The organism is Streptomyces sp. NBC_00075 (assembly GCF_045041225.1).
In the GTDB taxonomy this organism is placed as follows: Bacteria; Actinomycetota; Actinomycetes; order Streptomycetales; family Streptomycetaceae; genus Streptomyces; species Streptomyces adonidis.
Genome location: NZ_CP108243.1, coordinates 9,952,132 through 9,976,969, shown reverse-complemented (window position 1 = coordinate 9,976,969; position 24,838 = coordinate 9,952,132). Strand labels below are relative to the sequence as shown.

At 70.9% G+C, this 24,838-nt stretch carries 17 protein-coding genes and 1 pseudogene; 11 read left to right on the top strand and 7 right to left on the bottom strand.

All coding sequences use genetic code 11. From position 1 onward, the window contains the following. Window positions 1-9 precede the first annotated feature (9 nt). A pseudogene (locus OG787_RS43595) lies at window positions 10-387 on the bottom strand (fatty acid desaturase); the annotation flags it as partial. A gap of 250 nt (window positions 388-637) precedes the next feature. Between OG787_RS43595 and OG787_RS43590 the strand changes: the two are divergent. Both OG787_RS43590 and OG787_RS43585 read left to right on the top strand, forming a co-directional pair. Next, a complete protein-coding gene (locus OG787_RS43590) occupies window positions 638-3,496 on the top strand; it encodes an SNF2-related protein (RefSeq protein ID WP_405538995.1) in 2,859 nt (952 codons plus the stop codon). Continuing rightward, window positions 3,493-4,836 carry an SWF or SNF family helicase gene (locus OG787_RS43585; protein ID WP_405538994.1) on the top strand — a complete coding sequence of 448 codons (1,344 nt, stop codon included), beginning with the start codon at window positions 3,493-3,495 and terminating at the stop codon, window positions 4,834-4,836. The genes OG787_RS43590 and OG787_RS43585 overlap by 4 nt, the downstream gene beginning before the upstream one ends. A gap of 61 nt (window positions 4,837-4,897) precedes the next feature. Here OG787_RS43585 and OG787_RS43580 read toward each other — a convergent pair whose 3' ends face one another. Then, window positions 4,898-5,800, bottom strand: a complete 903-nt coding sequence (locus OG787_RS43580) for a hypothetical protein (RefSeq protein WP_405538993.1) — start codon at window positions 5,798-5,800, stop codon at window positions 4,898-4,900. Between the two features lie 197 nt (window positions 5,801-5,997). Beyond that, window positions 5,998-7,164 (bottom strand): xylose isomerase, encoded by a 1,167-nt coding sequence (xylA, locus tag OG787_RS43575; RefSeq protein WP_369030055.1) that lies wholly within the window; start codon window positions 7,162-7,164, stop codon window positions 5,998-6,000. A 201-nt stretch (window positions 7,165-7,365) separates the two neighbouring features. Between xylA and xylB the strand changes: the two genes are divergently transcribed. The 6 genes from xylB (at window position 7,366) to OG787_RS43545 (ending at window position 15,327) form a co-directional block, all read left to right on the top strand. Beyond that, window positions 7,366-8,811 (top strand): xylulokinase, encoded by a 1,446-nt coding sequence (gene xylB, locus OG787_RS43570; RefSeq protein ID WP_369030056.1) that lies wholly within the window; start codon window positions 7,366-7,368, stop codon window positions 8,809-8,811. A 73-nt stretch (window positions 8,812-8,884) separates the two neighbouring features. Further along, the gene (locus OG787_RS43565; protein WP_405538991.1) at window positions 8,885-10,093 is read left to right on the top strand and encodes an ROK family protein; all 1,209 of its coding nucleotides are present in this window, start codon (window positions 8,885-8,887) and stop codon (window positions 10,091-10,093) included. 253 nt (window positions 10,094-10,346) lie between these two features. Beyond that, window positions 10,347-11,360, top strand: a complete 1,014-nt coding sequence (locus OG787_RS43560; RefSeq protein ID WP_405538990.1) for an acetamidase/formamidase family protein — start codon at window positions 10,347-10,349, stop codon at window positions 11,358-11,360. Window positions 11,361-11,484: 124 nt separating this feature from the next. After that, on the top strand, window positions 11,485-12,084 hold the full coding sequence (locus tag OG787_RS43555; protein ID WP_405538989.1) for an N-acetylmuramoyl-L-alanine amidase: 600 nt from the start codon (window positions 11,485-11,487) through the stop codon (window positions 12,082-12,084). A gap of 70 nt (window positions 12,085-12,154) precedes the next feature. Then, entirely contained in the window at window positions 12,155-13,477 is a 1,323-nt protein-coding gene (locus OG787_RS43550; protein WP_405538988.1) for a GAF domain-containing protein, read from the top strand. Window positions 13,478-13,803: 326 nt separating this feature from the next. Further along, entirely contained in the window at window positions 13,804-15,327 is a 1,524-nt protein-coding gene (locus OG787_RS43545) for an aldehyde dehydrogenase family protein (protein WP_369030061.1), read from the top strand. Window positions 15,328-15,439: 112 nt separating this feature from the next. On the opposite strand, the gene OG787_RS43540 is transcribed toward OG787_RS43545, so the two are convergent. After that, on the bottom strand, window positions 15,440-16,294 hold the full coding sequence (locus OG787_RS43540) for a ketose-bisphosphate aldolase (RefSeq protein ID WP_405538987.1): 855 nt from the start codon (window positions 16,292-16,294) through the stop codon (window positions 15,440-15,442). 164 nt (window positions 16,295-16,458) lie between these two features. Between OG787_RS43540 and OG787_RS43535 the strand changes: the two genes are divergently transcribed. Beyond that, a complete protein-coding gene (locus OG787_RS43535) occupies window positions 16,459-17,247 on the top strand; it encodes a DeoR/GlpR family DNA-binding transcription regulator (RefSeq protein WP_369030063.1) in 789 nt (262 codons plus the stop codon). 50 nt (window positions 17,248-17,297) lie between these two features. On the opposite strand, the gene OG787_RS43530 is transcribed toward OG787_RS43535, so the two are convergent. From OG787_RS43530 to OG787_RS43520, 3 genes are read right to left on the bottom strand one after another with little or no spacing between them, the layout of a single operon-like run. After that, window positions 17,298-18,185 carry a carbohydrate ABC transporter permease gene (locus OG787_RS43530; RefSeq protein ID WP_405538986.1) on the bottom strand — a complete coding sequence of 296 codons (888 nt, stop codon included), beginning with the start codon at window positions 18,183-18,185 and terminating at the stop codon, window positions 17,298-17,300. Next, window positions 18,182-19,144 (bottom strand): carbohydrate ABC transporter permease, encoded by a 963-nt coding sequence (locus tag OG787_RS43525; RefSeq protein ID WP_405538985.1) that lies wholly within the window; start codon window positions 19,142-19,144, stop codon window positions 18,182-18,184. The genes OG787_RS43530 and OG787_RS43525 overlap by 4 nt, the downstream gene beginning before the upstream one ends. A gap of 5 nt (window positions 19,145-19,149) precedes the next feature. After that, window positions 19,150-20,409 carry an extracellular solute-binding protein gene (locus OG787_RS43520; protein ID WP_369030066.1) on the bottom strand — a complete coding sequence of 420 codons (1,260 nt, stop codon included), beginning with the start codon at window positions 20,407-20,409 and terminating at the stop codon, window positions 19,150-19,152. Window positions 20,410-20,604: 195 nt separating this feature from the next. Here OG787_RS43520 and OG787_RS43515 point away from each other — a divergent pair, with 195 nt between their 5' ends. Then, window positions 20,605-21,504 carry an SIS domain-containing protein gene (locus OG787_RS43515; protein WP_405538983.1) on the top strand — a complete coding sequence of 300 codons (900 nt, stop codon included), beginning with the start codon at window positions 20,605-20,607 and terminating at the stop codon, window positions 21,502-21,504. 344 nt (window positions 21,505-21,848) lie between these two features. Beyond that, window positions 21,849-24,824, top strand: a complete 2,976-nt coding sequence (locus OG787_RS43510; RefSeq protein ID WP_405540759.1) for a TIM-barrel domain-containing protein — start codon at window positions 21,849-21,851, stop codon at window positions 24,822-24,824. Window positions 24,825-24,838: the final 14 nt, after the last annotated feature.

The following is a 24,838-nucleotide window of genomic DNA, read 5'->3' as shown; positions in this document are numbered from 1 at the left end:
GACTATGCGTTGGTCGATCCACCAGGAATAGCTCATCCCCAGCAGCAGGTCGGCGTGGACCAGGCCGATCGCACGTCCTACGGGCTTGTTGCCGGTGATCTGGGAGTGGCCCGCGTCGTGGCCTATGAAGGCGGTGCGGGCGCAGAACACGGCGAGCGGCGGTGCGAGGAGCAGGACCCACCAGGAGCTCCCGATCAGCACGATGCCGGTGACGATGCCGGCCAGCGCGAGCAGGTTGCCGAGGATACCGAGGGCGTACCAGGTGTGCCGCCGTTCCAGCAGGCCCTGCCCTCTGATGGTGCGCAGGAGCGGGGCGAAGTCGCTGCCGCCGGACTGCGCGGCGGGAGACCCCGGAGGTTCGGCGGCAAGGGCGGCGGTCTGGGACATGGTCGGTCTCCGGCTCTCTTCGGGCATCGGGCTGACCTGAGGAAACGTACGAAGCGGACACCCTCGGCGACCATGGCGCCACCACCCGTGTCCGTGCGGGGGAAATCCCCGCCGCCTCGAGGGGGTTGACGGCACCCTTCCGGCAAAGTGACCTGGGTCATGACTCGGCCATGCCGGGTTGGACTTCGGGGTGCTGTACCCTCGGCGACCCGGACCCCGGTAGTCAAATTTGAGGAATGCGGCCATCGCTGTGCAGAGGATTCCCGCGGCAACACCGTCCGAGATCTCCGAACTGGCCCGCTGCTGTGCCGTGTTCGTGCCCGCCGATCCTGCCCGCACCGGCACGGTCGCGTTCTGGCGGCCCGACGGCGACCCACCGCCCGCAGTCGCCGCAGGAACCGTCGACGAGCTGACCGTTGTCCTGCCGGGCGAGCACGGTGTCGAGCGGACACGGGTGACCGCCGTCCTCCTCCCGGTGCGTGCGGCGCTGCCGGTCCTCACGCGCGCGCGTGCCGCCGCGCAGGCCCATCGGGCCACGGCGTTCTGGGGTACGGCCGCCGTTCTCGCCCTGCAACTGGCCGCGCGCGGGCTGCTGTTGCCCGGTCTGTCCGCGCGGGACCATGACGCCTGGCGGGCCGGTCCGCTGGGCGCGCAGGACGTGGAGCGGGTCCGCGAACTCGCCGCCGCGATGCCCCCGGACGCACACGCCGTGCCATCGGAGGGCACGGAGCCGCCCCGGCTGCCCGACCCGGAGCGACTGCTGCGCGCGTTCCTGGACGCGGTGGCCGACGCGCTGCCCCGCTCCCCCGCAGCCTCTCTCGCCACGGGCGGGGCCGCCTACGCGGTGCGCGAACCGCAGCACGTGCCGGAGCAGCGTGCGTGGGCCGCCGAGGTCGCCGCCGGGCACGACGCGGGCGTACGGATCTCGCTGCGGATCGAGGTACCGGGGCTGGCGTCCGGCGAACCGGACGAGACGGCTCTCCGCTTCCGGGCCGTGCTCCAGGTGCACAGCGTGAGCGAGCCGGGGCTCGTCGCGGACGCGGCCGAGGTGTGGGCCGGGACCGGCGGCTCCGCCTTCGGCCCGCGCGCGCGAATGGACGCCCTGCTCGCGCTGCGCCGCGCGGCCCGGACCTGGCCGCCGCTGACACCCCTGCTCTCGGCGGCCGTGCCGGACGCCGTCGAACTGGCCGCCGAAGAGGTCACCGAGCTGCTCAGGGAGGGCGCCCGCGCGCTGTCCGCCGCCGGGGTCGAGGTGCACTGGCCCAAGGAGCTGGCCCGCAAGCTGACGGCCCGTGCGGTGGTCGGCCCGCCCGACGACGACACGAGTCCCGGGAGGGCCGCGTCGGACACCCCGTCGTTCCTGTCCGCCGACGCGCTGCTCGCCTTCAACTGGTGGTTCGCCCTGGGTGACCAGCAGCTCACGCGCGAGGAGTTGGACCGGCTCGCCGAGGCGAACGGCCCGGTGGTGCGGCTGCGCGACCAGTGGGTCCTCGTCGATCCCGGGGAGGTCCGCCGCGCCCATGCGCAGCAGGACCGCAAGGTCACGCCTGTCGACGCCCTCAGTGCCGCCCTGACGGGCTCGACGGAGGTCGACGGACGCCGGGTGGAGGTGCGGCCCACCGGGTGGCTGGCGGCCCTGCGGGACCGTATCTCGGACCCGGAGGCACAGGACCCGGTCGGTCAGCCGGCCGCTCTCGCCGCGCCCCTGCGCGACTACCAGCTGCGGGGCCTGAACTGGCTCGCCCGGATGACCTCGCTGGGGCTCGGCTGCTGTCTGGCCGACGACATGGGCCTCGGCAAGACGATCACCCTGATCGCGCTGCATCTGCACCGGCAGACCGACGAGTCGGCAGCGGGACCCACCCTCGTCGTCTGTCCGACGTCCCTGATGGGCAACTGGCAGCGCGAGATCGAGCGGTTCGCGCCCGGTACGCCCGTACGCCGCTTCCACGGGTCGCGGCGCAGCCTGGAAGCCCTGGTCGACGGCGAGTTCGTGCTCACGACCTACGGGACGATGCGCCTGGACGCGCGTCGGCTGGCCGAGGTGCCGTGGGGCATGGTCGTGGCGGACGAGGCACAGCACGTCAAGAACCCGTACTCGGAGACGGCCCGGGAGCTGCGGTCCATCGGTGCACGCGCACGCGTGGCGCTCACCGGTACTCCCGTGGAGAACAACCTGTCGGAGCTGTGGGCGATCCTCGACTGGACGACTCCGGGGCTGCTGGGCCGGCTCGGCACCTTCCGGTCGCGGTACGCGCAGTCCGTCGAGGGCGGTCAGGACCCGGCCGCCGCGGAGCGTCTGGCCCGGCTCGTACGGCCGTTCCTGCTGCGGCGGCGCAAGTCGGATCCGGGGATCGCTCCCGAGCTGCCGCCGAAGACGGAGACCGACCGTGCCGTGTCGCTCACCAAGGAGCAGACAGGGCTGTACGAGGCCGTGGTGCGGGAGACCCTGGCGGAGATCTCCGGCGCCGACAACATGGCCCGGCGCGGGCTGATCGTGAAGCTGCTGACCGGCCTGAAGCAGATCTGCAACCATCCGGCGCAGTTCCTCAAGGAGGACCGGCCGAGGATCGTGGGCCGCTCCGGGAAGCTGGAGCTGCTGGACGAGCTGCTGGACACCATCCTCTCCGAGGGGGCGAGCGTTCTGGTCTTCACCCAGTACGTACGGATGGCGCGGCTCCTGGAACGGCATCTTGCGGCACGCGGAGTGCCCACGCAGTTCCTCCACGGTGGCACGCCGGTCCCGGAACGCGAGGCGATGGTGGAGCGTTTCCAGGAGGGTGAAGTACCGGTCTTCCTGCTGTCGTTGAAGGCCGCGGGCACCGGCCTGAACCTGACCAGGGCCGAGCATGTCGTGCACTACGACCGCTGGTGGAACCCCGCGGTCGAGGCCCAGGCCACGGACCGCGCGTACCGCATCGGGCAGAACCGCCCCGTGCAGGTGCACCGGCTGATCGCCGAGGGCACGATCGAGGACCGCATCGCCGAGATGCTGAACCGCAAGCAGGCACTGGCCGACGCGGTGCTCGGCTCCGGCGAGGCCGCGCTCACGGAACTGACGGACACCGAACTGGCCGATCTGGTGCGGCTGCGAGGGGGCGCGCGATGAATCAGCACAGCGTTGACGAGCACCACAGGGGCGCGCACAACGGTGACGACTACGACGGCGAGGCGTACGAGGGGGACGCGTCCGGCGCCGGCCTGGAGCGCACGTTCGCCGCGCTGCCTCCGCCACCGGGGCGCGCGTTCGCGGAGACGTGGTGGGGACGTGCCTGGCTGAAGTCGCTGGAGGACGCGGCGCTGGACTCCCAACAGGTGCGGGCGGGACGCCGGCTCGCGCGCGCGGGAGCCGTGGGCGCCGTGTCGGTGCGCCCGGGACGCATCACCGCCGTCGTCCAGGACCCCGACCGCACCACGCACCGTTCCGACGTCCTGCTGCACGAGCTGTCCGACGACCAATGGGACCGCTTTCTGGACATGGCCGTCGAACGGGCCGGTCATATCGCGGCCCTGCTCGACCGGGAGATGCCTCCGCACCTGGTGGAGGACTCGGCCGCCGCCGGAGTCGAACTCCTGCCCGGCATGGGCGATCTGGAGCCGGAGTGCGACTGCGGCGCCTGGGACCACTGCGGTCACACGGCGGCTCTCTGCTACCAGGTCGCGCGGCTGCTGGACCAGGACCCGTTCGTCCTGCTGCTGATGCGGGGACGCGGCGAACGCGCCCTGCTGGACGCCGTACAGAGCCGTAGCGCCGCACCTGCCGACGGTTCCGCCGAGCCGCCGGGTGTGGACGCGGCCGAGGCGTACGCGGCCGGGGACATCCTCCCCGCGCTGCCCGCCCTGCCTCAGCTGCCCGAAACGCCCGGGATACCGCCGTCCCTGGACACCGAGGGCCTGCCCGCGCCCGGGGTGGACCCGGGTGCGCTGGAGTTCCTGGCCGCGCGGACGGCCGTGGAGGCGCATCGGCTGCTGGCCGAGGCGCTCGGGTCCGGTCATGAGCGGCGGCCGGTCAAGGCGGAGTTGACGGTGGCTCAGGACGCCGTCCGGTTGGCTGTGGGCGGCCCTTCGGGGGCCGTTTCGGACCGGCTCGCCAAGGGGTCCGGTCGCAGCCGGGAGCAGTTGGCGTCGGCCGTCCGGGCCTGGCTGTCGGGAGGTACGGCGGCGTTGTCGGTCCTGGAGGAGGAGTGGGCGGTCGAGGGCGAGGAACTCGCACGCGCGCGTGCCGCTCTCGACTCGGCCTGGGACGAGGGCGAGCGACCGGCGCTGCGGGCGGCGCGCAACAGGTGGACGGTGGTCGGCGCGGGCAGCCAGCTGCGCCTGGGGCGTGACGGCCGCTGGTGGCCGTACCGGAAGGAGAGCGGCCGTTGGGTGCCCGCCGGTCGGTCGGCTCAGGACCCGGCGACCGCCCTGGCGTCGCTGGAGCACATGGCCCCGGAGGAGTCTCCCTGAAGGCCCTGGAATGGGGGCCGATCGAGCGGCACGCACGCGTGGAGCTCGATCTGCCGAGACGTCAGGTCAGTGGTGCGGTGAGTTTCCGGGTGCCGGAGCCGAGGTCGGCGGCCAGGCTGCACGCGACCTTGTCGATGCCCAACCGGTAGCTCGCGGTGTCCGGGTACTGCACCAGGCTGCCCCGCACGGTACCGACGGGCTGCTCAGCCGCCGCGCGCTCCAGTGGTGACCGGCACAGGGTGGACGCGGCCTTCTTCAGGGCGGCGTCCGTCGAGTGACTGCCCTCCAGCTCTGCCACCTTCACGACCTCGGCGTCGTGCGGTCCGTCGCACGCGCGCTTCGCGGCCTGTCCGGGGTGGGAGGTGTCGGTGTCGAAGCAGTCGCCCGTTCGCAGCATGTAGTACGGGACTTCTTCGCCGGACAGGGGGATGAGCGACTCCAGGTCGCTCGGGAACTCGCTCGGCAGATCCGTGGGGAACTCGGTCGGAAGCTCGGTGGGGAACCCGGACGGCAGTTCCGTGGGCAACTTGGTGGGAAGCTTCGTGGGCAGTTCGGTCGGGAGGCTGAACGACGGCTCCGGGGTGCCGCTCGAACTCTGGCTGCTCTCCGGTGGGTTCTTCTCCGGGTCGTCGCCTCCGGAGGCCAGAAGCACCACGGCGACGACGGCTCCGAGTACGACGATCGCGGCGATCAGGATCAGGAGCGGACTCGGACGCCTGCCCGGCCCTCGGTGTCCGCCCGGGTCACCGGGCTGCCCGGGCTGCTCCGGCGGCAGCCAGTTGCCGCCGCCCGGAGGAGGACCGTAGCCACTGCTGCCGTTGCCCTCGTAAGGAGGGCCGTAGCCCCCGCTTCCGTAGCCTCCTCCGGAGGGCGGGCCGAAGCCTTCAGGGGGCGGTCCGAAGCCACCGCCCGGAGGCGGAGTGCCCCCCGGCGGCCCGGGCGGCTGAGGCGGTACGGGCGGCATGGCCATACCGTCAAGACTCGCCGCGAACCGGTCAGCACGCGACCCCCACGCGGAAGTTGATACGGCCTCATGCCATGGACCGCACGATTCCGGAGCAATCCGCGCGAGGACCGGTCACAGGGGATCAACCGGAGCACAGCCGATACGGCAGTGAACGAGGACACCCGTCGAAGACGGGTGTCCCCCCAGCACGCGACTCAGCCGCGCGCCCCCAGCAGATGGTCCATGGCCAGCTGGTCGAGCTGCTCGAAGGCCATCCCGCGCGCGGCGGTCGCCTCCACGTCGAACTCCTCGAAGGCCGAGCGGTCCGCGAGCAGGCCCGCCAGGCCGTCCGCCGCCGTCTGCTGCGCCAGTTCGTCCAGGCGCGAGGCACGCAGGGCCGCCTGGACCTCCGGATCGGCGCGGAAGGCCGCCGCACGCTCCTTCAGGATGAGGTAGTTGCGCATGCAGCCGGCCGCCGAGGCCCACACGCCGTCGAGGTCCTCGGTCCGCGGCGGCTTGAAGTCGAAGTGCTTCGGGCCCGCATAACCGGCGCTCTCCAGAAGGTCGACCAGCCAGAAGGCTGCACGCAGGTCACCGGCGCCGAAGCGCAGGTCCTGGTCGTACTTGATGCCGGACTGGCCGTTGAGGTCGATGTGGAAGAGCTTGCCCGCCCACAGGGCCTGGGCGATGCCGTGCGGGAAGTTCAGCCCGGCCATCTGCTCGTGCCCGACCTCGGGGTTGACGCCGTACAGCTCCGGGCGCTCCAGGCGCTCGATGAAGGCGAGGGCGTGGCCGACCGTCGGCAGCAGGATGTCGCCGCGCGGCTCGTTCGGCTTGGGCTCGATCGCGAACTTCAGGTCGTAGCCCTGGGAGATCACGTACTCGCCGAGGAGGTCGAAGGCCTCCTTCATACGGTCCAGAGCGACACGTACGTCCTTGGCCGCGCCGGACTCGGCGCCTTCCCGGCCGCCCCAGGCGACGTAGGTCTCCGCGCCGAGTTCGACCGCGAGGTCGATGTTGCGGATCGTCTTGCGCAGCGCGTAGCGCCGCACCTCACGGTCGTTCGCGGTGAACGCGCCGTCCTTGAAGACGGGGTGCGTGAAGAGGTTGGTGGTGGCCATCGGCACCTTCATGCCGGTCGCGTCGAGGGCCTGGCGGAAGCGCTTGATGTGCGACTCGCGCTCGGCGTCCGTGGACCCGAACGGGATCAGGTCGTCGTCGTGGAAGGTCACCCCATGGGCACCCAGCTCGGACAGACGCTGCACCGTCTCGACCGGGTCGAGCGCACGGCGGGTGGCGTCGCCGAACGGGTCCCGTCCCTGCCAGCCGACGGTCCACAGGCCGAAGGTGAACCTGTCATCGGGGGTGGGCTGGTAGTTCATGCCGCGGCTCCTTGCTGCTCCGACTATTTCGTCATGGCGGTTTACAAATTAGTATGCGGAAGCATCTCTGGGAAGAGACAACGTGTCCCTGAAACGTTTCCCTGAGCAGAGACTGAGGGTGGGGACGGGTCGCCGCGACCCGGACAGACACCGGAAAAGACCAGGCCAGATCCCGCGGAGCCGCGGAAAAGGGAGAGCCCGATGTCAGCAGCCGAGGGTCCGCTCGTCGTCGGCGTGGACACGTCGACCCAGTCCACCAAGGCACTGGTCGTCGACGCGGCCACCGGACAGGTCGTGGCGAGCGGCCAGGCCCCCCACACCGTCACCACCGGGGCGGGCCGCGAGAGCGACCCGCGGCAGTGGTGGAACGCCCTGTGCGAGGCGCTGAGCCAATGCGGTGACGCGGCACGCGAGGCCGCCGCCGTGTCGATCGGCGGCCAGCAGCACGGGCTCGTCACCCTGGACGCCCAGGGCGAGCCGGTCCGTCCGGCGATGCTGTGGAACGATGTGCGCTCGGCGCCGCAGGCCCGCCGGCTGGTCGAGGAACTGGGCGGCGCGAAGACCTGGGCGGAGCGCACCGGGAGCGTGCCGGGCGCCTCCTTCACGGTCACGAAGTGGGCCTGGCTGGCGGAGCACGAGCCGGAGGCACTGCGCGCCACCAAGGCCGTACGGCTCCCCCACGACTACCTCACCGAACGGCTCACGGGCCAGGGCACCACCGACCGCGGCGATGTCTCCGGCACCGGCTGGTGGGCGTCCGGGACGGAGGCGTACGACGCGGAGGTCCTCGCGCACGTGGGGCTCGACCCCGCGCTGCTGCCCCGGGTGGTCCGGCCCGGTGAAGTGGCCGGTACCGTCCGCGACAGCCATGACCTGCCGTTCTCCAAGGGCACCCTGGTCGCCGCGGGCACCGGCGACAACGCCGCCGCCGCGCTCGGACTCGGGCTGCGCCCCGGCACTCCGGTGCTGAGCCTCGGTACGTCGGGCACGGTGTACGCGGTCTCGACGTACCGGCCCGCCGACCCGACCGGCACCGTCGCGGGCTTCGCCGACGCGCGCGGGGACTGGCTGCCGCTGGCCTGCACCCTGAACTGCACGCTCGCCGTGGACCGTGTCGCGGCCCTGCTCGGCCTGGACCGCGAGGCCGTCGAACCCGGCACGGCCGTCACCCTGCTGCCCTACCTGGACGGCGAGCGAACCCCGAACCTGCCGGGCGCCTCGGGACTGCTGCACGGGCTGCGCCACGACACGACCGGCGGACAGCTGCTCCAGGCCGCGTACGACGGGGCCGTGCACTCGCTGCTCGGCGCCCTCGACCTGGTGCTCGACGCGGACGCCGACCGCTCGGTGCCGCTGCTCCTGATCGGCGGCGGAGCACGCGGCACGGCCTGGCAGGAGACCGTACGCCGACTGTCCGGGCGGCCCGTCCAGGTACCCGAGGCGAAGGAACTGGTCGCGCTCGGCGCCGCGGCACAGGCGGCGGGGCTGCTGACCGGCGAGGACCCGGCCGCGGTGGCCCGGCGCTGGGACACGGCCCGGGGGCCGGTCCTGGACGCGGTGGAGCGGGACCAGGCGACGCTGGACCGGATCGCCGGGGTACTCTCCGACGCATCGCCGCTGCTGGAGCGGGGTACGGACGTCGACTGACGTATACGAACCGGCGTAGGAGCACGTCCGAGAGAACCGGCGTCGCTGACACCCACCGAGGACTGAGGGAGGCATGACCGCACCGCTGCACGAGGCCCGTCCGCCCGGCGCGGGCGCCCGGCTGCCCGACACCCAGCAGGGCATGCGCCGCCGCAACCTCGCGCGCGTGATGCACACCGTCAGCGCCGAGGGGCCGCTCTCCCGCGCTGCGGTCGCCTCCCGCATCGGGCTGACCCGGGCGGCGGTGTCGACCCTCGTGGACGAGCTGATCCGCTCGGGGCTGCTCGAAGAGCTGGGCCCCGAGCGGCCGGGCCGGGTGGGGCGCCCCGGATCGGCGCTCGCCGTGAGCGGGCGTGGCCCGGCCGGCATCGGCGCGGAGATCGGGGTCGACCATCTCGCGGTGTGCGCGGTCGATCTGCGGGGCGAGGTACGGGCGCGCGCCGTGCGCCACGGCGCCCATCGCGGGCGCTCCCCCGAGCCGGTGATCGAGGAACTGACCGGGCTGGTGCGGAAGGTGATCGCCGAGGCGGAGCGCGAGGGCCTGTGGCCGGCCGGCCTCGCGGTCGCCGTGCCGGGGCTCGTGGCCCGCGACGGACGTACGGTCGTCCGCGCCCCCAACCTCGACTGGCACGACACGGATCTCGGCGCCCTGTTCCCCACCGAGTTCCCGCTGACCGTGGACAACGAGGCCAACCTGGGCGCGCTGGCGGAGCTCTGGCTCGGCGACGGCACCCCGCCCGATTTCCTGCATGTGTCGGCCGAGATCGGTATCGGCGCGGCGGTGGTCGTGGACGGACGGCTGCTGCGCGGAACGCGGGGTTTCGCGGGCGAGCTGGGGCATGTGCCGGTGTGGCCGGAGGGACCGGAGTGCGCGTGCGGCGGTCGTGGCTGCCTGGAGCAGTACGCGGGTGAGGAGGCGGTCCTGCGGGCGGCGGGCGTCGAGCCGGGCGAGGACCGGGTCGGGCTGCTCGCGGAGCGCGCCGCCCAGGGCGACCCGGATGTACGACGGGCCCTGGACGGGGCCGGCACGGCGCTCGGTATCGCGCTGACCGGGGCGGTCAATCTGCTGGACCCCGAGACGGTCGTCCTGGGCGGAGCGCTGTCCGGGCTCGCGCCGTGGCTGCTGCCGTCGCTGGAGGCGGAACTGGACCGGCGTACGACGGGACCCGCCTGTGCGGTGTCGGTGTCGCGGCTGGGGCCCGAGGGTCCGCTGCTGGGCGCCGCGCACTCGGTGGTGCGGGCGGTGCTCGACGATCCGGGGGCGGTGGCGGGGCGGGGCTGAGCGACTCCGACCGGTCGGACGGTGCGGGCCGACTGAGCCGCTCCGACCGGCCGTCGTCCGCCGCACAGTGCACCACCCTCACCCGTTCGGGTGACGGAGTTATCCACAATCGCTCGGTCGTCCACCGAATTCCATGGGCTCTTCCTGCCCGACCGCCGGGCGCCGTAGCGTGATCCACGTGAGGCCCGGCCGTCATGGGGACGGTTGGTGCGAACCCCCTCCACCGACCGTCCGCAGAACGGAGTTGGCAGCTGTGAGCGACCCCAAAATCCTGACCGTACGCCCCGAACCGGGCGAGTACGCCTGGACGTTCGGCGGTGCGCCGCCCGTCGCACGGATCACGCCGGGCACCGTCCTCGACCTGTACACGGAGGACTGTTTCGCCGGCCGGGTGCGGTCCGAGAAGGACCTGGTGTCCGAAGTGTGCGAGTTCCCGTTCCTGAATCCGCAGACGGGTCCCTTCCATGTGGAGGGGGCCGAGCCGGGCGACACCGTCGCGGTGCACTTCGTGTCCATCGAACCGGCCCGGGACTGGGCGGCGTCGACGACGGTCCCGCTGTTCGGGGCGCTCACGTCCACACACACCACGGCCACGTTGCAGCCGCCGCTGCCGGAGACGGTCTGGATCTGGCAGCTCGACCGGACACGGCGTACGGCGCTGTTCCGCGCGCGGGACAGCGACATCGAGATCGAGCTGCCCATGGACCCGATGCACGGCACGGTGGGCGTGGCGCCCGCCAACCTGGAGGTGCGGTCCGCGCTGGTGCCCGACGCGCACGGCGGGAACATGGACACACCGGAGATGCGGGCCGGTGTCACCTGCTATCTCGGGGTGAACGTCGAGGGTGCGATGCTCAGCCTCGGCGACGGGCACGCCCGTCAGGGCGAGGGCGAGACCTGTGGGGTCGCCGTCGAGTGTGCGATGAACACCGTGGTGATCGTCGAACTGCTCAAGGGAGTCGCCACCCCCTGGCCGCGCATCGAGTCCGACACGCACATCATCTCGACCGGCTCGGCACGGCCGTTGGAGGACGCGTTCCGGATATCCCAGCTCGACCTGGTGCGGTGGCTGGTCCGGGACTACGGGTTCAGTGAGCTGGACGCGTACCAGTTCGCGACGCAAGCGGTCGAGTCGCCGCTGGCCAATGTCTGCAACACCAACTACACGTGCGTGGCGAAGATCCGGAAGGAGTGGCTGCCCACGCGCGAGACCCATCGCGGGCTGCACGCACAGTTGCGCGAGACGGCGGCGGCGCTACGGCTCTGAGCCAGGAGCCGGCTCTCAGGCATCTGCAACCCCCTTGGCACATCAGTGCGTCTCCCAACGAGTACTCCCCTGCCCCCTGTTACTCCCCCCTGCCGTTACTCCCCTGTCGAAAGGCCCTTCACGGATGGCGCGGACCAGGTCGTTCCCCAGCAGACGGCGGCTGTTGAAGAACGCCGCGCTCGCCGTCGGCCCCTACGCCCTGCTTCCCGCTCCCCGGATCGGCGCCCAGCCCCCGTCCCTCGACTATCCGCTCGGCACCTGGGAGCCGGCGAGCACCGCCAACTACACGCCCGCCGGCCGCCCCGGTACCCAGGTCCCCGACCTCGTCGTCATCCACGTCACCCAGGCGTCCTACGCCAACACCCTGGCCGTCTTCCAGCACCCGGACAAGAAGGTGTCCGCGCACTACGTCGTGCGGTCCGGCGACGGACATGTGGCGCAGTGCGTACGCGAGCACGACATCGCCTGGCACGCGGGCGACTGGGACCACAACCTGCGCAGCATCGGCATCGAACACGAAGGGTGGGTGGATCGGCCCGGATATTTCACAGACGTCCTGTACGAGGAGTCGGCGCGGCTCACCGCGACGATCTGCGCGCGCTACGGCATACCGAGGGACCGCGCGCACATCATCGGGCACTACGAAGTGCCCGGAACCGATCACACGGACCCCGGACCCGATTGGGACTGGACGCGCTACATACGCCTCGTCAACACCGCCTGAGCGAAACAGTGATGGCGTGGTTCGGTCGACTCCGTCCAAACGGTTGTCCGGGTCCAGCCCCGGAGTGACGATGTCACCAGCCGCATCGCCATCACCTACCGGGGAGGCCGAGTTGACCGATCCATGGGTGGCCCTGGAGCCGGGGGCCGACCCCGTCGAACGGGTTCGGGTGCTGCGTCGTGCGCACGAGACGTTCACCGAGGCGGGGACGGTGACCCGGCCGGTGCGTTCCGTGGTGGCGGACTCCTGGCGCCGCTCCGCCCGGGCGGGGGTGGGGCCGGACGGCTCGGCGAGCGTGGAGCTGCTGGACGGCGACCTCGGCGCCTACCGCGCGGAGCACCCGCTGGCCCGGGTGATGCCCCTGATCCGTGAACTCATGGGCACCTTCGCCGCCGACGGCGAGCATCTGCTCGCGGTGTGCGACGCGCAGGGCAGGCTGCTGTGGGTCGAGGGACACCCCGCGACCAGACGGCAGGCGGGGCGGATCAACTTCGTGCCCGGTGCGCGCTGGGCGGAGTCGGCGGTCGGTACGAACGCGCCGGGTACGGCGGTCGCCGTGGACCGGCCGGTGCAGGTGTTCGCGGCCGAGCACTTCAGCCGACAGGTGCAGCCGTGGACGTGCGCGGCGGCTCCGGTGCACGATCCGCGTACGGGACGGGTGCTCGGTGCCGTGGACATCACCGGCCGGGACGGGCTCGCGCATCCGCACAGCCTCGGGTTCGTACAGGCGGTGGCACGGGCCGCCGAGTCCCAGCTGGCGCTGCTCACCCCGGTCCTGCCCGCCACGGACGTGCTCGCACTGACCGCGCTGGGCCGCGACGAGGCCCAACTGCTCGCCGCCGGACGGAAGTTGCGGCTCAGTCGCCGGCACAGCGAGATCCTCGTCCTGCTCGCCCGCCACCCGGAAGGGCTGACCGGGGACGAGCTGCAGTGCGCGCTGTACGAGGACGAGTCGGTGACGCCGGTGACCCTGCGCGCCGAACTGGCCCGGCTGCGCCGCGTCCTGGCTCCCGGGCTGCTGGCGTCGCGTCCGTATCGGCTGACGGTGCCGGTCGAGTCGGACATCGCCGTCGTGGAGCGCGCGCTGGAGTCGGGTGCGGTCACGACAGCGGTGCGGGCGTACGCCGGGCCGCTGCTGCCCGGTTCCCGGGCGCCGACTGTGGCCCGGCTGCGGCGCAGGCTCGCCGACGGTCTGCGCACCGCGCTCGTCGCCCGCCGGGACCCGGACCTGCTGGCCGACTGGGCCCACGCGCCGTGGGGCGAGGACGACCTCGAAGTCTGGCGCGCGCTCGCGGCCGTACGACCGACGGCGGCCGTGCGGGCACGCCTGAACGAACTGGAGTCGGAACAGGCGGCGCCACGGGGTTGGCCGCATCAGGCCGTTCGGCACTGACGGCAGGCGGGCGCCCACGTGCCCGGCACGCCGGGGAGGGCAAGCGCCGCCGAGAAGACAGCACAGTGCGCCCGAGGAGCCGCTGCCCGGGCTGCGCCGTCCAGGACCCGTGGATCGTGGGGCGCGGGTCCCCGGCGCTCACGCGGGTGTCCGGCATCTCTCGGCACACGTGGCGGCACCCTCGTACGCATGACAGGTCTGTGCCCGACTCCGCGCGGACGGCGCCGCCGGGATCCGTACGCAACCTGGCTGCAACCTCGCCGCTTCTAGCCTCGCGGCGTGAGCCGTCCAACGGCGGGCGGTTCTGCTCAGGGAGGCAGGCCAGCATGACCCGTTACGCGGCGCCCGGAACCGACGGCGCGATCGTCTCCTACCAGGCGCGCTACGACCACTTCATCGGCGGCGAGTACGTGCCGCCGGCCCGGGGGCAGTACTTCGAGAACCCGAGTCCGGTGAACGGGCAGCCGTTCACGGAGATCGCGCGGGGCACCGCCGAGGACGTGGAGCGCGCGCTCGACGCGGCGCACGCGGCGGCGCCGGCGTGGGGCCGTACGTCGGTGACCCAGCGGTCCGACATCCTGCTGAAGATCGCCGACCGGATGGAGGCCAACCTCGAAGCGCTGGCGGTCGCCGAGAGCTGGGAGAACGGCAAGCCGGTACGGGAGACGCTCGCCGCCGACATCCCCCTCGCCATCGACCACTTCCGCTACTTCGCGGGCGCGATCCGGGCGCAGGAGGGGTCGCTCGGCGAACTCGACGACGACACGGTGGCGTACCACTTCCACGAGCCGCTCGGGGTGGTAGCGCAGATCATCCCGTGGAACTTCCCGATCCTGATGGCCGTGTGGAAGCTGGCGCCCGCGCTGGCGGCGGGCAACGCGGTCGTGATCAAGCCCGCCGAGCAGACGCCGGCGTCCATCCACTACTGGATGAGCCTGATCGCGGATCTGCTGCCGGCGGGTGTCGTGAACATCGTCAACGGCTTCGGGGTGGAGGCGGGCAAGCCGCTCGCGTCCAGTGCGCGGGTGGCGAAGGTGGCGTTCACCGGTGAGACCACGACGGGGCGGCTGATCATGCAGTACGCCTCGGAGAACATCAAGCCGGTCACGCTGGAGCTGGGCGGCAAGTCGCCGAACATCTTCTTCGACGACGTGTGGGCGGCGGACGACGACTTCCGCGACAAGGCGCTCGAAGGCTTCACCATGTTCGCGCTCAACCAGGGCGAGGTGTGCACCTGCCCGTCCCGCGCGCTGGTTCAGCGCGGCAACTACGCCGACTTCGTCCAGGGCGCGGTCGCCCGCACCGAGTTGATCAAGCCGGGTCACCCGCTCGACACGGACACGATGATCGGCGCGCAGGCGTCCAACGACCAGCTGGAGAAGATCCTCTCCTATCTGGACATCGGCCGGCAGGAGGGCGCCAGGATCCTCACGGGCGGTGAACGCGTCGAGTACGACGGTGAGTTGAAGGGCGGTTACTACGTCCAGCCGACCATCTTCGAGGGCGACAACCGGATGCGGATCTTCCAGGAGGAGATCTTCGGGCCGGTGGTGTCCGTGACGTCGTTCGACGACTTCGACGACGCGATCAAGATCGCCAACGACACGCTGTACGGCCTCGGGGCGGGCGTGTGGACCCGGGACATGAACACCGCGTACCGGGCGGGCCGCGCGATCCAGGCGGGCCGGGTGTGGACGAACTGCTACCACGCGTATCCGGCGCACGCGGCGTTCGGCGGCTACAAGCAGTCCGGGATCGGGCGTGAGACGCACAAGATGATGCTGGAGCACTATCAGCAGACGAAGAACCTCCTGGTGTCGTATTCGCCGAAGAAGCTGGGCTTCTTCTAGAGGCTCAGAAAAGGGCGCCTGCCGAGTGGCCGAAGGGATCGATACAGCCCTGACCGGGTCCGGCCTCGTCTGACACGGAACGTAGAGTCGGGTCCGACGGACCCCGGTCGGCTCATCTCGTCCTGTACTCGCCGCCCGACAGGGTCCGCAGCGCCGAGGTCACGGCGTCGGCCATCGCCCGGCGCGCTGCGGTGAGAGCCGGCCGGGGGTCGACGGCTGCGGGCGCCGCGGCGAGTGTGTCGCGGACCGCGCCGGTGAAGGCGGCGTTCAGTGCCGTGCCGATGTTGACCTTGAGCATGCCGGCCTCCACCGCCTGCCGGAGCTCCGCCTCGGGCACGCCCGTCGAGCCGTGCAGGACCAGCGGTACGGGGACCGCCTTGGCGAGGCGGGCGATGAGGCCGTGGTCCAGCCTGGCGGTGCGTGTGGTCATCGCGTGCGAGCTGCCGACCGCGACGGCCAGTGCGTCGACCCCGGTGGCGGAAACGAAATCGCGCGCCTGATCGGGGTCCGTACGCGCCGAAGGTGCGTGCACTCCGTTCTTGCCGCCGATCTCGCCGAGTTCCGCCTCCACCCACAGCCCCTGGGCGTGCGCCCAATGCGCCGCGGCACGCGTGGCGGCGACGTTCTCGGTGTGCGACAGCGCGGACGCGTCGAACATGACGGATCCGAAGCCGCAGTCCGCGGCGCGGCGCAGCAGCGCTTCGTCGGTGACGTGGTCGAGGTGCAGCGCCACGGGGACGGCGGCCGCCTCGGCGAGCGCGGCGGTGGCGCGCGCTATCGGGGCGAGCCGACTGCCGTGGAACCGCACGGCGTTCTCGCTGATCTGGCAGATGACCGGGCAGCCCGCGGCTTCCGCCCCGGTGACCACGGCCTCGGCGTGCTCCAGGGTGATCACGTTGAACGCGCCGACGGCCCGTCTGTCGCGGCATGCGGAGCTCACCATGTCGGCGGTGGGTGTCAGCGGCACGGACGGCCTCCGATCGCGGCGTGCGAGGGCCGCGACAGCGGCAAGGATTTGCGGAGAGTGCAGGATCTTGCTCGTTTCGCGACCATAAAACACCCAATCAAGCGCTGTGGTTTCATGGAGGTGCGCACATTGTGGCGCACACCGTCGACAGAGAGTTGTGAGACATGGCGGCACCGCAGGCCCGGTGGAGCGCGCTGCTGGAGATGCTGACGCGCGACGGAAAGATCGAAGTCGAGGCGGCTGCCGAGGAGTTGGGGGTCTCCGCCGCGACGATCAGGCGCGACCTCGACGAGCTGGCCCGCCAGCAGATGGTCACCCGCACGCACGGCGGAGCCGCGCTCAACGCGATCGCCTACGACCTGCCCCTGCGCTACAAGGCCGCGCGCAACGCTCCGGAGAAGGAGCGGATCGCGCACGCGGCCGCCGGACTGGTGAAGGCCGGCGCCGTGGTGGGGCTGAACGGCGGCACCACGACGACCGAGGTGGCTCGGGCCCTGGCCACCCGCGCCGACCTGGGTTCCGGTGGCACGGAGACGGCGATCACCGTGGTGACCAACGCGCTGAACATCGCCAACGAGCTGGTCGTACGGCGCCACGTCAAGCTTGTGGTGACCGGCGGGGTGGCCCGGCCGGCGTCCTATGAGCTGATCGGGCCGCTGGCCACCGAACTGCTCGCGGAGATCGCACTGGACCAGGTCTTCATAGGGGTGGACGCCATCGACGTGGCCCACGGGGCGACGGCCAGCCACGAGGGCGAGGCCAGCATCAACCGGGCACTGGCCCGCCGCGCGCAGCAGGTTGTCGCGGTCGCCGACTCCACCAAGCTGGACCGGCGGGCCTTCGCCCGTATCTGCCCGGTGGAGGACATCGACGTCCTGGTGACCGACAAGGCCGCCTCGGACGAACTGACCAAGTCGTTCGCGGCGGCCGGCGTGGAGGTCATCCGCGCCTGACACCGCACGCCGCTCCCGTGCCGGCCCCGGCCGCGTCGCGTATTCCCGCGTCATCCCCGGACGCCGCCCGCGGTCAGGCCGGAGACGAGGTGGCGCTCCACGAAGACGAACAGCACCACCACGGGCACGATCGAGACGAGCGAAGTGGCGAACAGGTACTGCCACTGCTCGTGGTACGAGGTGACGAAACCGGGAATCGCCCTGGTCAGGGTCGCCCGGTTGCTGGACGAGGTGATGGTGAGCGCCACCACGTACTCGTTCCACGCTCCGATGAAGGTGTAGACGAGCGCGGTCACCACACCGGGCATCGCGAGCGGCAGGACGACACGGGTGAGGGCGCCGAACCGCCCGGTGCCGTCGAGCCAGGCCGCCTCCTCCAGTTCCCGGGGGATGCTCGCGAAGTACGCGTTGAGGATCCACACGCAGAACGGCAGGTTGAACGCCGCGTTCACCAGGATGAGGCCCTCGGCGGTGTCGGTCAGGTCGAGGCCGACCATCTCCCGGTAGATGCCGACCAGCAGCGCGGTCGGCGCGAACATCTGGGTGACGAGTACGAGCAGCAGGAAGGCGCCGCGCCCGCGGAAGCGGTGCCGGGCGGTGTAGTACGCGGCGGGCAGCCCGACGGCCAGGGTGAGGAGCGTCGCCGCCCCGGCGACGTACAGCGAGAACAGCAGGGCGTCCGCGATGCGCGGGTCGGTGAGCGACCAGATGTGCGTGAAGTTCGACCACTCCCATCGGGAGGGCAGATAGGACGGCGGGGACTTCATCAGTTCGGGCGTCGGTTTGAGCGCTGTCAGCAGCATTTCCGCGTAGGGCGCGAGAAACGCCAGCGCCACCAGCCATCCGACGGCGGTGAGCAGGACGGTGCGCAGTTTCATCGGTCCGGGCCGCTTCCTGCGCGGCGCGGGCCTGCGAGGGATGACGGTGGTCCGGCTCACGCGGTGTCCTCCTGTCGGACGATGCGCAGATAGACCAGCACCACAGCCATGACCAGCCCGAAGTTGACGACGGCCATCGCTGCCGACTCCCCCACCGACTGGTTGTCGAAGGCGAGTTTGTACAGGTAGGTAGTGGTCGTGTCGGTGGCGAAGCCGGGGCCGCCGCGCGTCATGGCCCAGATGATGGGGAACGAGTTGAACACGTTGATCACGTTGATGATCGCGGCGACCACCAGCGAGGGCCGCAGCAGCGGCAGAGTGATGCCCAGATAGCCGCGGACCGGGCCGGCGCCGTCGACCCGCGCCGCCTCGTACACCTCGGCGGGGATGCTCTGTAGACCGGCCAGCAGGACGAACGAGGTGAACGGCAGCGAGACGAACACCGCCACGCCCATCATCGCGGCGAGGGCCTGCCCCGGATCGGCCAGCCAGTTGACGGGCGCGTCCAGCACGCCGAGGTCCATGAGCAGCCGGTTGACCACGCCGTAGAAGTTGTTGAGCATCCAGCGCCAGATGAGCGCCGTCATCAGCACGGACGAGGCCCAGGGCACGATCAGCGCCCACCGCACCCACCGGCGCCCGGGGAAACGGGAGTTCAGCAGCCCGGCCAGGCCGAGCGAGAGCACGAGCGTGACGGTGACGACTCCCACGACCCACACGAGGGTGCGCAGCAGCACTCCGGGCAGGTCGCCCTCGGCGAACAGGTCGGTGTAGTTGCGGATTCCGGCGAACCCCTGGGACTGCCCGGTGGAGCTCACCCGCGTCAGGGACGTACGGATCATCTCGACGACCGGCCAGACGACCATGGCCAGGATGAGGAGGATCGCGGGACCGAGCCACAGCAGGGGCTCCAGCGCGCGCCATGTCCTGCGACGGCGGCGCGGCGAGGGTGGCTCCGGCGCCACCGGGGCCGGGTGTTCGGCCCCGGTGGCGCTTACGGTGACGTCGTGTACGGCCACCGTGGTCAGTCGTCCTTCTGCGCGGTCTTCTGGATCTCGCCCAGGACCTTCGCCGGGTCGCCGCCCGCCACCGCCGTGCCGATGCGCTGTTTCACGGCGCCGTCGACCGCGGCCCATGCGGGGTCGTCGGTGGGGGCGAACTCCGCGGCGGAGAGGGCGTCGACGAACGGCTTGTAGTAGGCGGCGTTCCGGCTGTCGGAACTGAGCACCTCACCAGCAGACTTGGTGACCGACAGGAACCCCTCGGTGGAGACGAACTCGGCGGCGTTCTCCTTCTGGTAGAAGAAGTCGAGGAACTTCTTCACCGCCGTCCTGTTCGACCCGTCACCCTTCTTGAACGCGACGAGGTAGTCCTGCACGCCGAGCGTCTTGTGCGTACTGCCGTTCTTGCTGGGCAGGGCCGCGACTCCGTAGTTCAGTTTCGCGTCGACCGGGTCGATGAAGCCCTTCCGCATGAAGACCGCCCCGTTCAGCATGCCGATCCTGCCCTGGGCGAACTGGTTGAAGACGTCCTTGCGGTTGGTGGTCTCCGGGTTGGGCTGGGTGACCTTGTCCTTCGTCAGTTTCCGCAGATAGGTGAGCGTGTCGATGTTGGCCTGCTGGTCGATAGCCCACTCGCCCGAGGCGTCGGTCCAGCCGCCGCCGTTGTTCATGGCCCAGATCTGGAACTCGGCCTGGGCCTCCTCGGCCCCCAGGGGTAACCCGAGGCCGATGTAGCCGGCCCGCTTGATCTTCTTGGCGTCGGCCTCGACCTCGGCCCAGGTGGTCGGCGGCCGGGCGATGCCGGCCTTGGCGAAGATGTCCTTGTTGTAGAAGAAGAGGCGCGCGCTGGAGATGAAGGGCAGGCCGTACTGGGCTCCCTCGTACTGCGCCTTCTGCCGGAACACCGGGAGGAAGTCGGCCAGCACCTCGGGGGAGACGACGTCCTGCGCCTTGTGGACCAGACCGTCGCGGGCGAAGTCGGAGAACTTGTTGTAGTTGAGGATGTCGGGTTCCTGCTTGGTCTGGACGTACGTCTTGACCTTGGAGTCCATCTGCTCCCAGTCGACGACTTCGAGATTCACCCGGTAGCCGGGGTTCACGGATTCGAAGTCCTTGATCAGTGCCGTCCAGTAGGCCTGGGTGTCGTCGTCGTACTTCGCCGCGACGAACCTGATCGTCCTGCCGTCGGATCCGCCGCTGTCCGAGGAACTGCCCTTGCCGCATCCGGTGAGGGCCAGTGCCAGGGACAGTCCCCCGGCGAGGCCTGCGAGGTGCCGTTTCACGGAGTACCCCTCCGCACGCATCGCGTGCTTCGTCCAGCGCGTGCTCGCCTGATTGCGCGCCCGCTTGCTTGTTTATGCTCGATTCATAGTGCTATCAATCATCAAGCGACATGATGCTCAATGAAACGCGCACGGCGTCAAGGGCCGCCGCATCACGTATCGGTCACGCCGTGCGCCCTGGAGGGGAGACTCCCGATGAGTCGTACCGAGATCGAGATCGCCACCCAACCCGACTGCTGGCGGCAGGCGTTGACGCTGGCCCGGCAGCCCGACGGCCCCGCCTCCGCCTCGCTGCCCCGGCCCGGCGAGCGGGTGGCCGTCGCCGGTTGCGGCACGTCCTGGTTCATCGCCCAGGCGTACGCGGCACTGCGGGAGTCGGGCGGCCACGGCGAGACCGACGCCTTCCCCGCCTCCGAGATGCCGGCCGGCCGCGCCTACGACCGGGTCATCGCGCTGACCCGGTCCGGCACCACGACCGAGGTGCTGGAGCTGCTCCGCCGACTGCGCGGGCGCACCCCCACCACCGCGGTGACCGCGGTGCCGCAGTCGCCGGTGACGGGGTCGGCGGACGACGTCGTCGTGCTCGACTTCGCCGACGAGACCTCGGTCGTCCAGACCCGGTTCGCCAGCACCGAACTGGTGCTCCTTCGGGCCCACTTGGGCGAGGACCTCGGACATCTGCCGCAGCAGGGGCACTCGGCGCTGGACGAACCCCTGCCGGCCGGGGTGCTGGAGGCCGAGCAGTTCACCTTCCTGGGGCAGGGCTGGGCCTACGGGATAGCCCAGGAAGCGGCGCTGAAGATGCGTGAGGCGGCGGGCGCCTGGACGGAGGCCTATCCGGTGATGGAGTACCGGCACGGCCCGATCAGCGTCACCGGACCCGGCCGTGTGGCGTGGTGGTTCGGGGATCCGGCAGCCCTGCCGTCCGGTCTCGCCGACGAGATCGCCCGCACCGGCGGGCAGTTGGTGGCACTCGGCCGGGACCCACTGGCGGACCTCGTCGTGGTGCACCGGCTGGCCGCCGCTCTCGCCTCGGCACGCGGGCTGGACCCGGACAATCCGCGCCATCTGGCCCGTTCCGTGATCCTGACCTGAGGAAATTTACCCGTCCGTTACGAACGGTTTCCGGGCCCGTCGAGGTCTCTCGGCAGGTCCCGGGACCGACCGCCACCAGGTACAAGAGCTGCTCCACGAGAGCCCCCCTGCCACTCGGGAGGTCGCGTGCCCCGCCTGTTGACAGGTGGCGGCTACCGCAAGAACATGAGCGAAATCGCTTAAATCTTGCATCTGCACGCAGAACCAAGCAGCCACATACCACCGGCACCACGCACCGCAGCTCCTGAGTCACCGTCACCGTCCTGTCCGACAGGAGGACACGAGTGCACGCCCGACTGAGCAGTCCCGGCGGCCTGTTACTCGCCGGCGCCCTGACCGCCGCCATGCTGATGGCGCCCGTCACCGGCTCTGCCGCGGCAACGGCCGCCGCCCGCCCCACCACCGCCACCACCGGCGGGCCGAAGGTGGCCCGCACCGCGCACGCCGTCACGGTCACCGTGCCGGCCTCCGCCGGAGCCCCCGGCTACACCCTCGACGTGGCCACCGACGAACTCGCCCTGACCACGCGCCGCGCCGGGAAGACCGTGCTCGCCACCGCCTCCGCCTCCGCCGACACCGGCGCCCTGCGCTTCACCGCGTCTGACGGCACGTGGCAGCACGCGACCGACGTCACCGGCTGGACGTGGAAGAACGGCGTCCTGACCGTCACCGCCGACAGCACCCTCGACGGCACCACGGTGGAGGCCCGGATCACCCCCGGCGCCGACCGCTACCAGCTCGACTGGGACGTCCACGGCGGCGGAGCGAAGCAACTGGGCCTCGCCTACGACCTGTCATCAGCCGGCCACTGGTACGGCCACGGCGAGGCGGAGACTCAGCAGGGCGGTCCCGGCGTCAACCAGCCCTGGCCGCTCGACGCCGGGGAGGTCGACCACGAGACCTTCGGCCCGGCGTCGTACAACATGATCGACCCGTTCTGGTACACGTCCGAGTCGACCGGTCTGCGCGTCGACACCGGGCACGTCATGGATGTGGCGCTGGGCAAGGGCAAGGACGGCCTCGGCACCTTCACCGTCGAGTCGCCCGACACCTACAAGGCCACCGTGTTCGTCGAGTCGACTCCGCTCGCGGTCTACCGCGACTACATAGGCATCGTCGGCAAGCCTGCCAAGAGCGACGCCACGTACGAGCAGTACGCCAAGCCGCTGTGGAACTCCTGGGCGCAGTTCTACACCAAGGTCGACCAGGAGAAACTGCTCGACTACGCCACCGACCTCCACGACAACGGCCTGGACGGGCACACCATCCAGCTCGACGACAAGTGGGAGTCGAACTACGGCAATCTGACCTGGGATCCCAAGACCTTCCCCGATCCCAAGGGCCTGTCCGAGAAGATCCACGACATGGGGTTCGACTTCGGCATCTGGGTCACCCTGTGGATCAACCTGGACTCCGACAACTACCAGTACGCGGTCGACCACGGCTATCTGCTCATGGACGCCGAGGACACCGCCAAGCCGTGTGAAGTGACCTGGTGGAACGGCCAGGCAGGGATCATCGACCTGGCGAACCCCGACGCCAAGGCCTGGTACGAGGGCAACCTCAAGACCCTCATGGACACGTACGACATCGACGGGCTGAAGTTCGACACCCGATTCTTCGACGAGAAGTGCGCGCCGCGCGAGGGCCACCAGGCCACGGACTACCAGAAGCTCGGCACGCAGCTCGCCGACGAGTTCGACCTCCAGGGCGCCGGCATCCGGGTGCACTGGAACCGGACGGCCCACGAGGCGGGCTTCGTCACCCGCCAGGTCGACAAGGGAACCGGCTGGGACTCCCTGCGCGCCTCCGCCACCCAGAACCTGGCCATCTCCACCATCGGCTACCCGTTCGTCGAGTCCGACATGATCGGCGGCTCCGGCGGCCAGCCCGCACCGTCGAAGGACGTGTTGGTGCGGTGGGCGCAGTCCGCCTCGTTGATGCCGCTGATGTACGCCTCGACCTCCCCGGTCGATACCAACGACACCACCACCGGTCAGAAGATGGACTACGACCAGGAGACGGTCGACCTCTACCGGGAGGCGATCGAGACCCACGAGAAGCTCGCCCCGTACATCTGGGACCAGGTGCAGAGCACCCTGAAGACCGGCGATCCGATCATGCGGCCGCTGTTCTTCGACTTCCCGAAGGACGAGGCGAGTTACACGGTCACCGACGAGTGGATGCTCGGCCCGGCCGTGCTGGCCGCGCCCAAGCTGAGCACGGGCGCCACCCGCTCCGTCCATCTGCCGCCGGGCACGTGGTACGACGTCAACCAGGGCACCGTCATCCGCGGCCCCAAGACCCTCAAGGGGTACGCGGCGCCGCTCGGCGTCACCCCCGCCTTCGTCAACCTCAAGGCCAAGGGCGCCGCCAAGGCCGTCAAGGCGCTCAAGCGCCACGACGCGCCGGCCGCCTCGGTCCTGATCACCCCGGACGCCCCGTCCACCGACTCCGGTACGCCGTTCGAGGTGACCACCGAGGTGACCAACTGGGGCACCCGGACCCTCAAGAACGCCAAGGCCGCACTGGACCTGCCCGACGGCTGGAGTGCCAAGGCGACCGGCCCGGCCACCACGAAGTCCCTCAAGAACGGCGCCACACTCACCACCACGTGGACGGTGACCCCGGCCGACGACGCCCGATGGGGCAGCCACGACCTCACCGGCACCGTCACCTACACCGGTCACAACGGCACGCAGAAGGTGTCCGACACCGTGCCGGCGCAGGTGAAGGCGGCTCCGGGCAGCGTGCAGGAGCCGTACCTGACGGCCGACACCACCTCCGGGGGCGCCCAATACGCCCAGAGCGGCGACCAGTTCGCCATCTGGGCGGGCGGCCAGGACCTGTCCGGCTGGAAGGACGAGAAGGGCGTCATCTACCGCGACGACGCGGCCGGCGAGAAGGCCACGGTGCAGGCCCAGTTGGTCTCCCAGAACAGCACCTCACCGGTCGGGAAGGCCGGCGTCGCCTTCGCCAACGACCTGACGGCACCGGAGAAGGGCGGCTACGCGGTGCTGGTCATGACCCAGCAGTACGGCCTGGAGTTCATGACCGACAGCGACGGCGACGGGAAGCTCGACACCTGGGCGGGCGGTGGCTCCACCTACCACCCGGCGTATCTCAAGCTGACCCGGGACGGCGCCGTCTACACCGCGTACGCGAGCAAGGACGGCGAGACCTGGTCGCAGGTCGGCACCGCCCGGGTGCCGTCGGCCGCCGGCACCGGTGACGCCGGGATGGTCGCCAGCGCGGCCAACGTCAACTACCCCGGCGAGAACATCGAAGCCGTCTTCAGCGGATTCTCCGTCATTTCCTGACCGCACGTCCATGA

Coding starts and splice junctions, on each gene's coding strand:
- OG787_RS43585 (WP_405538994.1), top strand. CDS start 3,493: ATGAATCAGCACAGCGTTGACGAGCACCACAGGGGCGCGCACAACGGT.
- OG787_RS43580 (WP_405538993.1), bottom strand. CDS start 5,800: ATGCCGCCCGTACCGCCTCAGCCGCCCGGGCCGCCGGGGGGCACTCCG.
- xylA (WP_369030055.1), bottom strand. CDS start 7,164: ATGAACTACCAGCCCACCCCCGATGACAGGTTCACCTTCGGCCTGTGG.
- xylB (WP_369030056.1), top strand. CDS start 7,366: ATGTCAGCAGCCGAGGGTCCGCTCGTCGTCGGCGTGGACACGTCGACC.
- OG787_RS43565 (WP_405538991.1), top strand. CDS start 8,885: ATGACCGCACCGCTGCACGAGGCCCGTCCGCCCGGCGCGGGCGCCCGG.
- OG787_RS43555 (WP_405538989.1), top strand. CDS start 11,485: ATGGCGCGGACCAGGTCGTTCCCCAGCAGACGGCGGCTGTTGAAGAAC.
- OG787_RS43550 (WP_405538988.1), top strand. CDS start 12,155: ATGTCACCAGCCGCATCGCCATCACCTACCGGGGAGGCCGAGTTGACC.
- OG787_RS43545 (WP_369030061.1), top strand. CDS start 13,804: ATGACCCGTTACGCGGCGCCCGGAACCGACGGCGCGATCGTCTCCTAC.
- OG787_RS43535 (WP_369030063.1), top strand. CDS start 16,459: ATGGCGGCACCGCAGGCCCGGTGGAGCGCGCTGCTGGAGATGCTGACG.
- OG787_RS43515 (WP_405538983.1), top strand. CDS start 20,605: ATGAGTCGTACCGAGATCGAGATCGCCACCCAACCCGACTGCTGGCGG.
- OG787_RS43510 (WP_405540759.1), top strand. CDS start 21,849: ATGCTGATGGCGCCCGTCACCGGCTCTGCCGCGGCAACGGCCGCCGCC.